This is a genomic window from Dokdonella soli (assembly GCF_039523175.1).
Classification (GTDB): domain Bacteria; phylum Pseudomonadota; class Gammaproteobacteria; order Xanthomonadales; family Rhodanobacteraceae; genus Dokdonella_A; species Dokdonella_A soli.
This window is the reverse complement of sequence record NZ_BAAAEU010000010.1, coordinates 278,058-293,738: the sequence shown is the minus strand read 5'-3', so window position 1 is coordinate 293,738 and position 15,681 is coordinate 278,058. Positions and strand designations below refer to the sequence as shown.

Annotated in this window: 14 protein-coding genes and 1 riboswitch; of the genes, 12 read left to right on the top strand and 2 right to left on the bottom strand. The window is 66.4% G+C overall.

Annotated elements, in window-relative coordinates; translation table 11 throughout:
- Nucleotides 1-39: 39 nt before the first annotated feature.
- The 10 genes from ABD002_RS11995 to ABD002_RS11950 all read left to right on the top strand — a co-directional run bounded on the left by ABD002_RS11995 (nt 40) and on the right by ABD002_RS11950 (nt 12,405).
- A complete protein-coding gene (locus tag ABD002_RS11995; protein WP_343791367.1) occupies nt 40-552 on the top strand; it encodes a DUF11 domain-containing protein in 513 nt (170 codons plus the stop codon).
- Nucleotides 553-813: 261 nt separating this feature from the next.
- A complete protein-coding gene (gene pdhA, locus ABD002_RS11990; RefSeq protein WP_343791365.1) occupies nt 814-1,890 on the top strand; it encodes a pyruvate dehydrogenase (acetyl-transferring) E1 component subunit alpha in 1,077 nt (358 codons plus the stop codon).
- A gap of 106 nt (nt 1,891-1,996) precedes the next feature.
- Complete coding sequence (locus ABD002_RS11985) at nt 1,997-2,977, top strand: alpha-ketoacid dehydrogenase subunit beta (protein ID WP_343791364.1); 981 nt, start codon at nt 1,997-1,999, stop codon at nt 2,975-2,977.
- 20 nt (nt 2,978-2,997) lie between these two features.
- Complete coding sequence (locus ABD002_RS11980) at nt 2,998-3,354, top strand: DUF1304 domain-containing protein (protein ID WP_343791362.1); 357 nt, start codon at nt 2,998-3,000, stop codon at nt 3,352-3,354.
- A 42-nt stretch (nt 3,355-3,396) separates the two neighbouring features.
- On the top strand, nt 3,397-4,809 hold the full coding sequence (locus ABD002_RS11975) for a dihydrolipoamide acetyltransferase family protein (RefSeq protein WP_343791360.1): 1,413 nt from the start codon (nt 3,397-3,399) through the stop codon (nt 4,807-4,809).
- A 150-nt stretch (nt 4,810-4,959) separates the two neighbouring features.
- Nucleotides 4,960-5,346: a VOC family protein gene (locus ABD002_RS11970; RefSeq protein ID WP_343791358.1), complete on the top strand. Its 387-nt coding sequence runs from the start codon at nt 4,960-4,962 to the stop codon at nt 5,344-5,346.
- 107 nt (nt 5,347-5,453) lie between these two features.
- Complete coding sequence (metK, locus tag ABD002_RS11965) at nt 5,454-6,653, top strand: methionine adenosyltransferase (protein ID WP_343791356.1); 1,200 nt, start codon at nt 5,454-5,456, stop codon at nt 6,651-6,653.
- Nucleotides 6,654-6,818: 165 nt separating this feature from the next.
- The gene (locus ABD002_RS11960) at nt 6,819-10,229 is read left to right on the top strand and encodes a CHAT domain-containing protein (protein WP_343791354.1); all 3,411 of its coding nucleotides are present in this window, start codon (nt 6,819-6,821) and stop codon (nt 10,227-10,229) included.
- A 58-nt stretch (nt 10,230-10,287) separates the two neighbouring features.
- A riboswitch (S-adenosyl-L-homocysteine riboswitch) is annotated at nt 10,288-10,373 on the top strand.
- A gap of 18 nt (nt 10,374-10,391) precedes the next feature.
- Nucleotides 10,392-11,816: an adenosylhomocysteinase gene (gene ahcY, locus ABD002_RS11955; RefSeq protein WP_343791352.1), complete on the top strand. Its 1,425-nt coding sequence runs from the start codon at nt 10,392-10,394 to the stop codon at nt 11,814-11,816.
- Nucleotides 11,817-11,892: 76 nt separating this feature from the next.
- The gene (locus tag ABD002_RS11950; protein WP_343791350.1) at nt 11,893-12,405 is read left to right on the top strand and encodes a hypothetical protein; all 513 of its coding nucleotides are present in this window, start codon (nt 11,893-11,895) and stop codon (nt 12,403-12,405) included.
- Between the two features lie 77 nt (nt 12,406-12,482).
- Here ABD002_RS11950 and ABD002_RS11945 read toward each other — a convergent pair whose 3' ends face one another.
- The gene (locus ABD002_RS11945; RefSeq protein ID WP_343791348.1) at nt 12,483-13,040 is read right to left on the bottom strand and encodes a DUF3228 family protein; all 558 of its coding nucleotides are present in this window, start codon (nt 13,038-13,040) and stop codon (nt 12,483-12,485) included.
- Nucleotides 13,041-13,109: 69 nt separating this feature from the next.
- Nucleotides 13,110-14,078 (bottom strand): glutathione S-transferase family protein, encoded by a 969-nt coding sequence (locus ABD002_RS11940; protein ID WP_343791346.1) that lies wholly within the window; start codon nt 14,076-14,078, stop codon nt 13,110-13,112.
- A gap of 146 nt (nt 14,079-14,224) precedes the next feature.
- Here ABD002_RS11940 and metF point away from each other — a divergent pair, with 146 nt between their 5' ends.
- Nucleotides 14,225-15,055, top strand: a complete 831-nt coding sequence (gene metF, locus ABD002_RS11935; RefSeq protein WP_343791344.1) for a methylenetetrahydrofolate reductase [NAD(P)H] — start codon at nt 14,225-14,227, stop codon at nt 15,053-15,055.
- Between the two features lie 47 nt (nt 15,056-15,102).
- Complete coding sequence (locus ABD002_RS11930; protein WP_343791342.1) at nt 15,103-15,645, top strand: hypothetical protein; 543 nt, start codon at nt 15,103-15,105, stop codon at nt 15,643-15,645.
- The last annotated feature ends 36 nt before the right edge of the window (nt 15,646-15,681 follow it).

Genomic DNA, 15,681 nt, shown 5'->3' with positions numbered 1-15,681 from the left:
ACCATGACAGCACCGCTATTCCATTCCCAGGAGCAACGCATGAAGAATACCCGCCGTACCCGCACGTTCGCCGCCACCGGTTTGTTGGCGCTGCTTGGCGCAGTCGGCGCGAACCGCGCCGATGCCGGCTTCGTCCCGACCGATATCACGGTGACGATGACCGGCTCACCGAACCCGGTGGCCGCAGGCGCCCAGCTCACCTACACCATCAAGCCCGTCGACAACGGCCCCGATAACGGATTCAATCTCGCCATCGATGATCCCCTGCCGGCGGGCGTCACCTTCACCTCGCTTGGCATCGCCTCCGGCTGGACTTGCACGACGCCCGCTGTCGGATCCACGGGCCCCGTGCATTGCAGCATCCCTACATTCACGCTTGGGACCACACCGAGTTTCACCCTGGTCGTCACCGTGGCCCCTGGAACGCCCGCCGGCACGATGCTGAGCAACACCGTGACCATCAGCGCGCTCAACGACTCGACGCCCGGCAACAACTCGGCCACCGTCAGCACGACCGCGCCGGTTGACTTGCAGTCGTTCAATGTAGATTGAACCGTCATCGCGCGGCCGCGACGGCAACCGCGGCTGCGCGAACGGTGCGCCAACCGTGCGAGGATGTCCGGATAGGGATGGTGCGGCACGCCTTGCTTCGCTGGTGCGGACTTTGCTATCTAAATCGTCTCCCCGGCGGGTGTTCCCGCTGCCGCGCCGGATCTGCGCGCCTGTCAGCCCGCGATAACCGACGCCCAGCCCATTCCGGCGGCTTTCCGCGCGTGCGGCAGCCGCAGCCCGTTACCGCAGTAGAGGTTTCACGTGTCCATCGCTGCCACTTTCGAAATCGAATACCTGCAATACCTCGACGCGGATGGCAAGCTCGTCCGCGACGACCTGCCCGCAATCGCGCGCGACATCCGCCAGCTCGTCGAGCTGTACAAGCTGATGCTTTACGTGCGCGTGTTCGATGCCAAGGCCGTAGCGCTGCAGCGCACCGGCAAGCTCGGCACCTACGCCTCCTGCCTCGGCCATGAGGCCGCACACGTCGCGATCGGCAGCGCGATGCAGGAAGACGACGTGTTCGCGCCGATGTATCGCGAGTACGGCGCGCAGTTCTACCGCGGCGTGAAGCCGCGCGAAGTATTGCTGTATTGGGGCGGCGACGAGCGCGGCAACAATTTTTCCGGCCCCGCGCACGATTTCGCCTGGTGCGTGCCGATCGCGACGCAGTGCCTGCACGCAGCCGGTTCCGCGCTCGCATTCAAGGTGCGCAAGGAACCAAGAGTCGCGGTCACCGTGGTCGGCGATGGCGGCTCGTCGAAGGCGGATTTCTATGGCGCGATCAACGTCGCCGGCGCCATGCAGCTGCCGCTGATCGCGGTGATCGTCAACAACCAGTGGGCGATCTCGGTACCGCGCAGCGCGCAGACCGGCGCGAAGACGCTGGCGCAGAAAGGCATCGCGGCGGGCCTCGAATGCCTGCAGGTCGACGGCAACGACCTGATCGCGATGCGCGCCGCGATGGACCACGCGATCAAGCGCGCGCGCCACGGCCATGGCGGCATGGTCATCGAGGCGGTCACCTATCGCCTCTCCGACCACACCACCGCCGACGACGCGCGTCGCTACCGTCCGGACGACGAGGTCAAGGCCGCGTGGCAGCGCGAACCGATGAAGCGCATGAAGACCTATCTGATGTCGCTGAACGCGTGGACCGAGAAAGAGGAAGAGGACTGGAAAACCGACTGCGCGACCAGGGTCGATGCCGAGGTCAACGCGTACCTCGAGACGAAATCGCAGCCAGTCGAGGCGATCTTCGACTACACGTTCGCGGAAGTGCCGGCGGATCTCGCATCGCAACGCGCCGCCGCGATCGCCGCCGATCAACACCATTGAATTCTTTCGTCGTCCCCCGCACGCGGGAGGCTTTTCATGAACAGTGCGGCCATGGATGGCCGCTTCTTGATCCTCGCGATCAAGGATGATCGCAAAGGTAACTTCCATGGCACAAATCACCCTTATCGAAGCTGTCACCCAGGCGCTCGCGTACGAAATGAAGCACGACCCGAGCGTGGTCGTGCTCGGCGAGGACGTCGGCGTCAACGGCGGCGTATTCCGCGCGACGCAGGGCCTGCAGGAGAAGTTCGGCGCCGAGCGCGTGATCGACACGCCCCTCGACGAGACGACGATCGCCGGCCTCACGGTCGGCCTCGCGGCCCAGGGCATGAGGCCGGTCGCCGAGGCGCAGTTCGAAGGCTTCATCTACCCGATGATGGAGCACATCGCGTGCCACGCCGCGCGCTTGCGCACACGCACGCGCGGACGCATGAGCTGCCCGGCCGTGTTCCGCGCGCCTTGGGGCGGCGGCATCCGCGCACCGGAGCATCATTCCGAGGCGAACGAACACCTGTTCACGAACATTCCCGGCTTGAGAGTCGTGTTGCCGTCCTCGCCCGGTCGCGCCTACGGCCTGCTGCTGGCTGCGATCCGCGATCCGGACCCGGTGATGTTCTTCGAACCGAAGCGCATCTATCGCCAGTACAAGGAAGAGGTCGCCGACGACGGCGAGGCGCTGCCGCTCGATGTCTGCTTCGTGCTGCGCGATGGCAGCGACGTGACCTTGGTGACCTGGGGCGCACAGGTCAAGGAAACGCTGGAAGCCGCCGACGCGCTCGCCGAACAGGGCATCAGCGCCGAGGTCATCGACGTAGCGACGCTGACGCCGCTCGACTTCGACACGATCCATGAATCCGTCAGGAAGACCGGCCGCTGCGTGATCGTGCACGAGGCCCCGCGCACGGCGGGCTTCGGTGCCGAAATCGCTGCGCGGCTCGCCGACGAGGCGCTCTACGACCTGCTCGCGCCGGTCGAGCGCGTGACCGGTTACGACACCCATATCCCGCTGTACCGGCTCGAGATGAAATACCTGCCGAGCGTCGAGCGCATCGTCGCTGCGGTGAAGCGGACACTGGCGGCGAGCTGACCATCATCGGGAGATCCGACGTGACTGTGATCGCGAATGTCCTGGTCGCCCTGGTTGCGTTGTTGCACATTTATTTTCTTGTGCTCGAAATGTTCCTGTGGGACACGCCCTACGGCCGCAAGACGTTCGGGCTGACCCCGGAATTTTCGGCGGCCTCGAAGACGCTGGCCGCGAACCAGGGGCTCTACAACGGATTCCTCGCGGCCGGTCTCATCTGGGGACTGTGCCTGGGAGCTTCGGGTTGGCATGTGAAGATTTTCTTCCTGTCCTGCGTGATCGTGGCCGGCCTGTACGGTGGCTGGACGGTCAGCCGCAAGATTTTCTTCGTACAGGCGCTGCCGGCGCTGCTGGCTCTTATCGCGCTGCATATCCACTGAACCGGGTCGCTGATCCGCGCACCCGCAACGACGAGTTCACTCATGGCCGACATCAAGACATTCCATCTCCCCGACCTCGGCGAAGGCCTGCCCGACGCGACCATCGTCGAGTGGCTGGTCAAGGAAGGCGGCAGCGTGAAGCTCGACGAGCCAATGGTCTCGATGGAGACCGCGAAGGCGGTCGTCGAGGTGCCTTCGCCGTATTCCGGGAAACTGCTCAAGGTGCATGGCGGCGCCGGCGACGTGATCGCGACCGGCGCGGCGCTGGCCGAGTTCGAGATCGATCCGAAGATGCCGCAGCGTGCCGAGGCGGAGACGACCGGACATCACCACGCGCCGCCGAAGGCCGCGAAAGGCGCCGGCAGCGAGGCGCCGGATCACAAGGGCGTGGTTGCCTCCGACGAGGGCGGTGAGATCGTCACGAACAACAACGCCGGCCGCGCCGACGAGGGCACCGTGGTCGGCGCGATGCAGAGCAGCGACCGCGTGCATGCGGAACAGGCGATGAGCGTCGGCGGCGTCAAGGCGGTGCCGGCGGTGCGCGCGCTGGCGAAGAAGCTCGGCGTCGAACTCGCACGTGTCACGCCGAGTGGCGCGGGCGGTGTGGTGACGCTGCAGGACGTCAAGAATGCGGCGACAGCCGGCACAGCAAAGATCGGCGCCGTTGCCGCAGCGGATGCATCGCCGGGTGCGATGCGCGCCCAGCCCTCAGCCCTCAGCCCTCAGCCCTCGACCGCGGTTCCTGCTGCCGCACAGCGCACGGCGGTCTCCGCGGCCGGCAAGCCGATGCGCACGACGCCGCCGACGGTCACTGCGACCGGTCAACCGGAACAACTCAAGGGCGTGCGCCGCAACATGGCGCGCGTGATGGCTGCCGCGCATGCCGCGGTGGTACCGACCACGTTGAGCGACGATGCCGACATCCATGCCTGGCTGCCCGGCAACGACATCACCGGACGCCTGGTGCGCGCGATCGTGCGCGCCTGCAAGACCGTGCCGGCACTGAATGCGTGGTTCGATGGCGAGAACCTGACGCGCACCCTGCATCCGCATGTCGACATCGGCATCGCGGTCGACACCGACGACGGTTTGTTCGTGCCAGCGCTGCGCAACGCCGACAAGCTCGACGCGGCCGGCGTGCGCGCGGCGGTGAACCGCCTGCGTGCCGAGGTCGAATCGCGCTCGATCCCGCCGTCGGAGCTCAGCGGCTACACGATCTCGCTGTCGAACTTCGGCGTGTTCGCCGGCCGCTACGCGACCCCGGTCGTGGTGCCGCCCTGCGTCGCGATCATCGCGGCCGGCAAGGGCCGCCACCAGATGACGCCGGTGATGGGCGGTTTCGAATCGCACCGCGTGATTCCGCTGTCGCTGACCTTCGATCACCGCGCTGCGACCGGCGGCGAGGCGGCACGCTTCCTGAAGGCGATGCTCGACGACCTTGCGCTGGCGCAATAGAGCCGAGAATCGAGAATTGGGAAACACATCAAGGCTCGTTATCCCGGCGCAAGCCGGATCCAGCACCGGGCAATTCATTCGAAGACACTGGATTCCGGCGTACGCCGGAATGACGAGCTATTAAAGAACCATCCAGCACCGGAAATCGTCATGCACCACAGCCGCTTCTGCACCCTCGTCATCGACTGCCAGGTCGACGATCTCGCGCCCGCCGCCGAATTCTGGAGCCGCGCTTTCGGCAAGAAGATCGCGAGCGTCGACCAGGACGGCGACGGCCGCTACGCCGAACTCGAGACCGCCGCGGAGGAGCCGCTGATCCTGCTGCAGAAGGTCGAGCACGAATCGCGCGTGCACCTGGACATCGAGACCGACGACCTCGAGGCCGAGGCAAAACGGCTGGAGGCGCTCGGCGCGAAGCGCATCGCCTTCGTGCGCGAGCGCTGGTGGGTCATGCAGGCGCCGACCGGGCACCGCTTCTGCATCGTTCGCCGCCAGCGCGAGACGTTTGGGCCGCACCTCAACACCTGGCCCGAATGAATCCGTAACATCGATATTCAGCCACCGTACTGCAATCGAAACCCGCGCCGTGTATGATGCGCGACCTTGATTTATCCATACATCCGTATAGAAGGATATTTGCCGCGATGAGCAGCTACCTCTTCACCTCCGAATCGGTCTCCGAAGGCCATCCGGACAAGGTCGCCGACCAGATCTCCGACGCCGTCCTCGACGCGATCCTCGCGCAGGACAAGCGCGCGCGCGTGGCCTGCGAGACGATGGTCAAGACCGGCGTGGCGATCGTCGCCGGCGAAGTGACCACCAGCGCGTGGATCGACCTCGAGGCGCTGACGCGCAAAGTCATCGTCGACATCGGCTACAACTCCAGCGAAGTCGGTTTCGACGGCGCGACCTGCGGCGTGCTGAACCTGATCGGCAAGCAGTCGCCGGACATCAACCAGGGCGTCGACCGCAAGAACCCGGAAGACCAGGGTGCCGGCGATCAGGGCCTGATGTTCGGCTACGCGACCAACGAGACCGACAGCTACATGCCGGCCGCGATCCACCTGTCGCATCGCCTGGTCGAGCAGCAGGCCAAGGTGCGCAAGAAGAAGAACTCGCCGCTGCCGTGGCTGCGTCCGGACGCGAAGTCGCAGGTCACGCTGCGCTACGAAAACGGCAAGGCGACCGCGATCGATGCGGTGGTGCTGTCGACCCAGCATGATCCGTCGGTCAAGCAGAAGGACCTGATCGAGGCCGTGCGCGAGCACATTCTCAAGCCCGTGCTGCCCGCGAAGTGGCTGCACAAGGGCACCAAGTTCCATATCAATCCGACCGGCAAGTTCGTGATCGGCGGACCGGTTGGCGACTGCGGCCTGACCGGCCGCAAGATCATCGTCGACACCTACGGCGGCTGGGCCCGCCACGGCGGCGGCGCGTTCTCGGGCAAGGATCCGTCCAAGGTCGATCGTTCCGCGGCGTACGCAGCGCGCTATGTCGCTAAGAACATCGTAGCGGCCGGCATCGCCGATCGTTGCGAGGTGCAGGTGTCATACGCAATCGGCGTCGCGCACCCGACCTCGATCTCGGTGACCACATTCGGCACCGGGAAGATCACCGACGACAAGATCGAGAAGCTGATCCGCAATCACTTCGACCTGCGCCCGTACGGCATCCTCAAGATGCTCGACCTGGTGCATCCGATGTACCAGGCGACCGCGAGCTATGGCCACTTCGGCCGCGCGCCGCACGAGGTGAAGCTCGCCAACGGCGAGAAGTTCACTGCGTTCTCGTGGGAGAAGACCGACAAAGCCGCCGAGCTGCGCAAGGCCGCCGGATTGAAGTAACGCGGAAGGTCGGGACATCGACAGGAAAGGGGCCGCTAAACGCGGCCCCTTTTTTTGCGCGGACGAGCGCCGCGTCGACCAGGTTCACTGCCGCGCGCGGATCGCTGACAATACAGCCGCCGCGCGGCGCGTTCGATGCGTCGCATTCAAGAGGAACGAAACGCCATGGTTCGTGCCTTCCCTCTCGCCGTAGCGATGCTCATGCCGCTGTGCATGGCCGTGACGCTTCGCGACGCGGGCGCTGCGGTCATGCTGCGCGATGTGTCGAAGAACACCCCGCTGCATGACGCGGGGCTCGGGCCCGGCGATCGCGTCGATGCGTTCACGCAGGATGCAGGCCCCCATCACTCCGCAGGCGAGATCTCCAACCCGTTCGATCTCGCGTTGCTGATGGTCGAGAACGTCGGTCGCGGCGCGGTCCTGCTGCGCGGACGCCACGACGGTGCCGCGGCGAATTGGACTCTCGGCACGCGCCCCGATACCGGATGGACGTTCGAAGCGGCGCTACCGCTGGATCGCTCCGCGCGCGCGTCGTTCGACGGCGCGATGTCCGACATCGGTCATGGCAAGGCCGGCGAGGCGGAGCGAAAGGTCGTCGCGTCGACCGTTGCCGAGCTGGAGCAGCGACACCTTGGCCCCTGGGCCGCGTGGGCCGCGTTCGAGGCCGCTCGGCAGGCCGCGGCGGGCAAGCAGGCTGACCTTGCCGCCGAATGGCGCGCCGCCAGCCTGAAGTACACGCCGACGGCGGCTGCGCGCGAACGCATGGTGTTGCATGTGGCCTATGCCAAGAGCTTTGCGTCACGCGGCGAATGGGAGGCCGCCTTCGACACGCTCAAGGCCGCGCTCGTCGATCTCGACGCGCAGGGTCAGGCGCACACGCTGGCCGCCGCCTATACGCACTACCTGCTCGGCGCGATGCGTTCGCGACGCGGCCAGTCGGAGGCGGCGATGGCGGAGCTGGCGCAGGCGGACGCGCTGTACGCGGAGCTTGCGCCGACATTCTGGGAACGTGCGATAACCGCCATCGAACAGGGAGCGCTGACGAATCAGCAGCGCGATCGCGAAGCCTCCGTGGGCCATTACGAGCGCGCCATCGCCGTATTCAAGGCCGGCGATCCGAACGGTCACTGGGTGCTCGACGCGATGACGGCACTGGCCATCGTCGAGACGCATCGCGGCAACCTCACGCGTGCGCGTCGCCTGATCGAAGAGGCGACGCCGCTGCTCGCCAGCATGCCGGATGGGCAGCTGAAACCGCTGGTGCTGATCAACTTCGCGCAGATCGAGGCCGATCACGGCGATCACGCGGCGGCGGAACGCCATCTGCGCGAGGCGATCGACGTCGCCACACGCTTTCCACGGCAGGACGGCCTGCCCAACGCCGCGTTCTGCGCTCTCGGCGTTGAACTGCGGACGCGCGGTGAGCTCGAACCGGCCCTGCACATGCTGGAAGCCTGCGACAAGGAGCACCAGGCCGTCGCCCGCGACAATCCCTGGAGCATCGATGCGTTGCTGAACCAGGCGCAGATCGAGCGCGAACTCGGCCGTCTCGACGCGGCGACCGTCCATGCGCAGTCGGCGCTCGAAATGGAGCGCCAGATCAACAAGGGCAAACCCTACTCGGCGGGGCCGCTGCAGGAACTTGCGGTGGCCGAGCTCGACCGCGCCCACCCCGACAAGGCCGCGACGCTGCTCGCGCAGGCGCGCGAAATCATCGTGCGGACGCACACCGAGGGCGACGAGGATGACGGCGAGCTGGCCGCGCTCGACGGACGCCTGCGTCTGGCGCGCCATGACAACGCCGGTGCCGAGGCCAGCCTGCGGCGCGCGCTGCAGATCACTGCCCTGCGCTCGCCGGGCAGCCTCGCGGAGGCAGCGGCTCATCACCAGCTCGGTCTGGTCCTGCGGGCCGACGGACGGCGCGACGACGCGCTGACCGAATTCTGCGCGGGCGCCGCGTCGCTCGAACGACAGATTGGCCGCATCGGCGGCGGCGGCGACGAACGCGCACGCTTCGTCGCCAGCACGCGCGCAATTACGCGCGACTGCGCCGAAGCGCAAATCGCGGCGGGTCACGTCGCCGATGCTTTCCTCACCGCCGAGCGTGGCCGCGCGAGGGGCTTGCTGCGCCTTCTGGCCGAACGCCATCTCGACTTCGCCGACGACGCGCATCCCGATCTCCTGGCCGAGCGCCGGCGCGTCGATGCGAGCTACGATGAAGCTGCCGCAGAACTCGCCGGCTTGCCGGAATCGGGTTCGAAGCAGCGCAGCGCTGCGCTGACCGAGCAGCTCGCCCAGTTGCGCGAGCGACGCGCCGACCTGAACCGGCGGCTGCGCGAACTGTCTCCGCGACTCGCTGTAGTGACCGATCCGCAGCCGCTCGACGCGACGACGAGTGCGCGTGCGCTCGATCCAGGCAGCGTGCTGATCAGCTACCTGCTCGGACCTGAGCGTGGCTGGGCCTTTGTACTTCCGGCCGGCAGCGGGAGCGGCTTGCGCGCGTTCCCGATTCCACTCGGCGAGGCTGCGCTGCGCGAGCGCGTGAATCGATTGCGCAACGCGATCGCCGCGCACGATCCGGGGCAGTTGGCGGATCTCGAGCGGCAAGCGCGCGCGCTCTATGTCCTGTTGCTGCAACCGGCGGAACGCGAGCTTGTTCACGCCGATCGCGCGCTGATCGCGAGCGACGGACCGCTGGCGTTGTTGCCCTTCGCCGCGCTGCGTCGCGGCAGTGGGGCCGATGCGCAGTACGTCGTCGCCTGGAAGCCGCTGACCCAGGTCGCTTCGGCGACGGTGTTCGCCGAAGGGCGAGCCGCGCGCACGACACGTGCGCGCGTCGACACCGCGGTCGCCGCGTTCGGCGACCCGCGCTACGCCGGCGCCGACACGATGCTGCTCGCGGATGCGCGTACACGCCGGATCGACCCGCGCCGCATCGTGCCGTTGCCTGCGACGCGCCGCGAAGTCGAGGCGTTACCGGCGCTGTTCCCCCGCACGCGCCTGTTCCTCGGATCGGAGGCGACCGAAAACGCGGTGCGCCGCGCCGCGCCGCAGGCGAACATCCTGCACATTGCCGCGCACGGCTATTTCGACGATCGCGTTCCGCTCGACTCGGGTCTCTTGCTGAGCACACCCGCGGTGGCTGCTCCGGGCGAGGACAACGGCTTCCTGCAGGTGTGGGAGATCTTCGAAGGCGTGCGCACGTCCGCCGATCTCGTCGCCCTTTCCGCCTGCGACACCGCACTCGGCGAGGAGGTTGCCGGCGAAGGGCTGCTGGGCCTGATCCGCGCGTTCGAATTCGCTGGCGCGCATGCGGTGATGGCCTCGCTGTGGAACGTATCCGACGATTCGACTGCGACCCTCATGCAGGATTTCTATGCCGCACTCGCCTCCGGTGCGGACAAGGATGCCGCGCTGCGCAGTGCGCAACTGGCCCTGCTCGCACCCGGCGCCACAGCGGACGGTGGGGGCACCCGCGGCGTCCGGGTCGTGGATACCGCGTCACCCGGAGTCACACGGGCCACCACGCACCCCTACTACTGGGCCGGCTTCCAGTTGTACGGCGACGCGCGCTGAGGCGCGAGGGCTATATATCGCTTCATCTCGAAGAAGCGATATAATGCGCGCCCTCGCTCCCGCCGAGGGGCGCTGCAAGTCCGCGTTGCGCGGAATCAGGCTCGGCGGGCTTTCGTGTTCTCACCGAAACAGCGCCCGCTCATTGCACCTGGAGCCCACACCATGAATGCCGTCGTCAACCTCAAGCACGACTACAAGGTTGCGGACCTGTCGCTCGCCGACTGGGGCCGCAAGGAGATCGATATCGCCGAGCACGAGATGCCGGGCCTGATGTCGATCCGCAGGAAATACGCCGCCGAGCAGCCGCTGAAAGGCGTGCGCGTAACCGGTTCGCTGCACATGACGATCCAGACCGCGGTGCTGATCGAGACGCTGAAGGACATCGGCGCCGACGTGCGCTGGGCGTCGTGCAACATCTTCTCGACCCAGGACCATGCCGCCGCCGCGATCGCCAAGACCGGCACGCCGGTGTTCGCGTGGAAGGGCGAGACGCTCGAGGAGTATTGGGACTGCACGCTCGATGCGCTGACCTTCCCGGGAAACAAAGGCCCGCAGCTGGTCGTCGACGATGGCGGCGATGTGACCCTGTTGATCCACAAGGGCTATGAGCTCGAGAACGGTTCGAAGTGGGTCGACGAGCCGGCGTCCTCGCATGAGGAGCAGGTGATCAAGAACCTGCTGAAGCGCGTCGCCAAGGAGCGCCCGGGCTTCTGGCACGGCGTGGTCAAGGACTGGAAGGGTGTCTCCGAGGAGACCACCACCGGCGTGCACCGCCTCTATCAGATGCTGGAGGCCGGCAAGCTGCTGGTGCCGGCGATCAACGTCAACGACTCGGTCACCAAGAGCAAGTTCGACAACCTGTACGGCTGCCGCGAGTCGCTGGCCGACGGCCTGAAGCGCGCGATGGACGTGATGCTGGCCGGCAAGGTCGCGGTCGTGTGCGGTTACGGCGACGTCGGCAAGGGTTCGGCGCATTCGCTGCGTGCCTACGGCGCGCGCGTGGTGGTCACCGAGATCGATCCGATCAACGCGCTGCAGGCGGCGATGGAAGGCTTCGAGGTCAACACCGTCGAGAGCACGCTCGGCCGCGGCGACATCTACGTCACCACCACTGGCAACAAGGACGTGCTGACCCTCGCCCACCTGACCCAGATGAAGGATCAGGCGATCGTCTGCAACATCGGTCATTTCGACAACGAGATCCAGGTCGATGCGCTGAATGCACTCGCCGGCGTGACCAAGATCAACATCAAGCCGCAGGTCGACAAGTACGTGTTCAAGGACGGACGCGCGATCTTCCTGCTCGCCGAAGGCCGCCTCGTCAACCTCGGTTGCGCGACCGGCCATCCGAGCTTCGTGATGTCGAACTCGTTCTCGAACCAGACGCTCGCGCAGATCGACCTGTGGGCGAACAAGGACACCTACGAGGCCAAGGTCTACATCCTGCCGAAGAAGCTCGACGAGGAGGTCGCGCGTCTGCATCTGGACAAGATCGGCGTGAAGCTGACCAAGCTGACCACGGAGCAGGCAGCCTACCTCGGCGTGTCGGTGGAAGGGCCATACAAGCCCGACCATTACCGCTACTGACGATTTGCCGTTTCGGAGAACGTCAAGGTCTCGCGGAAATATGAGATACGGGCCCGGATTCGCCGCACTCTGCTGCATGTCTCTTCCCTTCATGCAGGGATGCGTGGCAACCGGGCCCCTGACCGCCGGCGAAAGAGGCCGATTGGCCAGTCCGCCGCCCGCAGTAACCGCCGAAGTGGAGCGCATACTGCCCGACGCGGTAGGCGTCGCCCAGACGCGCGAACGTTGGATTCTGAAGCGAGGTCGGGCGCTGACCGACAGCGAGATCGCGTTGGCGCGGAGAATCGGCGTCCAGGAACCCGAGCGGGTGCGCATCTCGACGGTGCAGAATTTCCGCACGCCCGAGCCGAAGTTCGGCGGCCCCAACCCCAGCATATGCGCGATCACATCGGGGCACGGAATTCAGGTCAATTCACTATGCCCTCGTCAGCGCCACATATTGGCCCATGAATTGACCCACGTTACGCAGTTCGAGCGGCTCGGCATGCTCGAATTCGAGCGAGAGTTTCTGATCCAGATGATACTTGTCGGTTCAACGCGAGCCCCCTTGGAAACCCAGGCGCGCGAAAATGAAACGTTGGGAGACTGACGCCAGCGCCGCGCGGTTTTCGCGTCACCGGCCGTGGCACGCTGTTCGAGTTCGGTGCATATCTCGACCGCAAGCTCCTACGGTCGCCAGTTCGCGTTCTGCTCCCAGAACTCCACGCTGCGCCGGTACGCCTCGCGGTCGAGCGCCACGCCCGAACCGCCCTCTTCCACGCCCAGCGCATTGCGCATCATCGTGATGGGCGCCATCGGGATTTCCTCGGGTTCCGCCGTATAGAGGCAGCCGACCACGCCCCAGTCGGCCTGGATCGGGGCGCCCTCCTTCACGAGTTGTTCGCGGCTGTAGAGGATCACGACGAGCCAGTTCGCAACCGGCGGCTCGGCGCCTTCGAACCAGCGCGCCAGTACCAGCAACTCCTCCTTCGAGCGCGCCTCGTACGCCGAGCGCAGCAGATGCCGGTTCGCGTCGGTGATCGGCACGGTCAGGCAGCGCGTCGAGGTCCAGTTGCGGTGCACGTGCAGCTTGCAGAACGGCGCGTAGCCGTCGATCACCCTGGTCGGTGCCTCGTCGTTGAGGCGCCGCTCGAAGTCCTCCGGCGTGCAGTCCCGGATCGTGTTGCAGCGGGGTTCCCCCGGGAACAGGCGGGTGCGAGCAAACGGGGTGAGGGCGATGGACATGGGCCAATGGATCGGAAAGTCGGCCGCAGGGTAACGCCTCCGGCGGTATCGTCGATGCGCCTGCCTCGGTCAACCCACTCCGTGCAGCGCCGCAGGCGCATAGCGCACACGCCCGACACCACTGAACCAGCGCAGCTTCAGGTAGCCCGGCAATCCGAGCGGCAGCGACCAGCTGTCGACGTGGTGCTGGTCGTTGCGTGCAACCTGCAAGGTCTCTGAGGCCGTCGGCGCAGCAGCTTCCAACGCATCCGGCGTCAGCCAGCCGACCCGGCCGCGCATCGTGCCGCAGCGCTCGCGCTGCACGCGGATGATGTCCTCGTAGGCGAATGTCGCCTCGCGGCCGTGCGCGTCGAACAATTGCGCTTGCCAAGCAAACAGCGATTGCAGGCGCGGGTGGTCGCGAAAATGCGGCACCACGCGCAGCGGGCGCAGCAGCGACGCGAGGGTCAGGTCCGCCGCAGTGAAGCGGCCGCCGACCAGGAAACCGTCGCGTTCCAGTCGGGCCGCGATCGGCAGCAGCTGCGTCTCGAGCTGCTCGTATACCCGATCAATACGGTTGCGATCGAAGCGGAAGCGCCGCACCAGCATCGCGCCGAGGATTGGCGCTGCGAGCACGCGCAGGCCAGGCCGCGCGAACACGCCGCCAAGGACGTTCGGCAGGAACAGCGTTGGCAACGCCTGCGGGCACTCCATGATGATCTGCGAATAGGCGAGCCGGCGCGTGTTCAGTCCGAGCGTCGAATCGAGCGTCAGCATCCATTGCCAGACCGCCGCGCGCTCGTCTGGATCCGCCGACAGCAGCGTCGGCTCAGGATAGGTCTCTTCGAGGTAGCGGATGATCGGCGACGAGTCGCTCATCGCCACACCGGTTGCGTTGTCGTGGATCAACGGCACGGTCTTGCTGCAATCGAAACGCTGCATCTCCTGCTTGGTGAACGCGACGACCTCGATGCCGCGCCAGGCGAGCCGCTTGAAATCGAGCGCCCAGCGCACCTTTTCCACGTAGTGCGACCAGTGCAGCTTGTACAGATCGATCACTTCGATTCCTCCCTGCCAGCCGCGGACGATGAGGGCGTCACGCGGCTTGCACAAGCCTGCGCCCGAGACGCCGCCTCGGCCATATATCGCTCTATCGCGAAAAAGAGATATAGAATGCCGGCAACGCCAAGAAGCCCATTCCAGCGATGCCATCGATCAGCCTCGAATTCTTTCCGCCCAAGACCGACGAACAGCGCGCAACGCTCGAGGCGGCGTTGCCGAAACTGAAGACCCTGAAGCCCGAATACGCCAGCGTTACGTTCGGTGCCGGGGGTTCGACGCTGTCCTACACGCCGGACACGGTGAACCATCTGCGCGAGGCACATGGCCTCGACGCGGCGCCGCACCTGTCGTGCATGGGTGGCACCCGCGATGAGATCCGCGCCCTGCTCGACCAGTACAAGGCGATGGGTTGCAAGCGCATCGTCGCGCTGCGCGGCGACCTGCCTTCCGGCATGGCGAGTTATGGCGACTTTCGCTACGCCAGTGAGCTGGTCGAATTCATCCGCAAGGAACGCGACGGCTGGTTCCACATTGAGGTCGCCTGCTACCCGGAAGTGCATCCGCAGTCCGAGGACGCGCATGCAGACCTGCGCCACTTCAAGGCCAAGGTCGATGCCGGCGCGAACGGTGCGATCACGCAATACTTCTACAACACGGACGCGTATTTCCGCTTCGTCGACGCCGCGCGCGCCGCGGGCATCACGGTGCCGATCGTGCCGGGCGTCATGCCGATCGCGAACTACACCCAGCTCAAGCGCTTCTCCGATCTGTGCGGTGCGGAAATTCCGCGTTGGCTCGCCAAGCGTCTCGCTGCACATGGCGACGACGTCGAGTCGAGCCGTGAATTCGCCGCCGATGTCGTCGCGGATCTTTGCAGGCGCCTGGTCGCCGGCGGCGCTCCGGGCCTGCACTTCTACACGCTCAACCGCGCGAAGGCGACGCTCGCGGTCTGCGAACGGATCGCAGCCGCCTGAGGCGCCCGCCAGCGTCGCACATCCTCGATGGTGCTAGCCTCTCGTGCATGCGAGCCTACTCTCTCGTTGCATGCGGCCTGCTGGGCGCCGCGCTTTCGTCGCTGGCGATCGCACAGGCTGGCAGCACGGGCCAGACCGTGCATCGCTGTGTCGGCCGGCATGGCGAGATCGTGTTTTCCGGGCTGCCATGCGCGGCAGGTGAATCCGCGGCCATCAGCGCAGCTGTGGCGACGACGGCATCCGCGCCACAAGCGGACGCGGCCTGCCCCGCCTCGCGCGAGGAATTGCGCGACCGTGTCGCAGCCGCCATCGCGCGCCGTGACCCGAACGCGCTCGCCGGCCTGCTGCGTTGGCAAGGCGTCGGCGCAAGTGCAGCCGGCAGTCGCCTGCGCGCGCTGCGCGATATCGCACAACGACCGCTGCTTGCGATCGATTCCACCGGCGCGGTCGACGGCTCGCCGGATGACACACAGGCGCTCGATGCATCCGACAGCCTGCGCGTGCGCACCGGCAGCAACGAATCCGGCGGCGTGCGCGAGCATGCGTTCGGCGTGGGCGTGGAAGGCGGCTGCTACTGGCTCGTCTGGTAGCAAAGGCGTTGCAGGACGCGGCTGGTATCATGGCGC

Excerpts from the sequence above, each read along its gene's own strand:
- ABD002_RS11975 (WP_343791360.1), top strand. The coding sequence starts at position 3,397 with ATGGCCGACATCAAGACATTCCATCTCCCCGACCTCGGCGAAGGCCTG.
- ABD002_RS11985 (WP_343791364.1), top strand. The coding sequence starts at position 1,997 with ATGGCACAAATCACCCTTATCGAAGCTGTCACCCAGGCGCTCGCGTAC.
- ahcY (WP_343791352.1), top strand. The coding sequence starts at position 10,392 with ATGAATGCCGTCGTCAACCTCAAGCACGACTACAAGGTTGCGGACCTG.
- ABD002_RS11970 (WP_343791358.1), top strand. The coding sequence starts at position 4,960 with ATGCACCACAGCCGCTTCTGCACCCTCGTCATCGACTGCCAGGTCGAC.
- ABD002_RS11950 (WP_343791350.1), top strand. The coding sequence starts at position 11,893 with ATGTCTCTTCCCTTCATGCAGGGATGCGTGGCAACCGGGCCCCTGACC.
- metK (WP_343791356.1), top strand. The coding sequence starts at position 5,454 with ATGAGCAGCTACCTCTTCACCTCCGAATCGGTCTCCGAAGGCCATCCG.
- ABD002_RS11960 (WP_343791354.1), top strand. The coding sequence starts at position 6,819 with ATGGTTCGTGCCTTCCCTCTCGCCGTAGCGATGCTCATGCCGCTGTGC.
- metF (WP_343791344.1), top strand. The coding sequence starts at position 14,225 with ATGCCATCGATCAGCCTCGAATTCTTTCCGCCCAAGACCGACGAACAG.
- ABD002_RS11930 (WP_343791342.1), top strand. The coding sequence starts at position 15,103 with ATGCGAGCCTACTCTCTCGTTGCATGCGGCCTGCTGGGCGCCGCGCTT.
- ABD002_RS11995 (WP_343791367.1), top strand. The coding sequence starts at position 40 with ATGAAGAATACCCGCCGTACCCGCACGTTCGCCGCCACCGGTTTGTTG.
- ABD002_RS11945 (WP_343791348.1), bottom strand. The coding sequence starts at position 13,040 with ATGTCCATCGCCCTCACCCCGTTTGCTCGCACCCGCCTGTTCCCGGGG.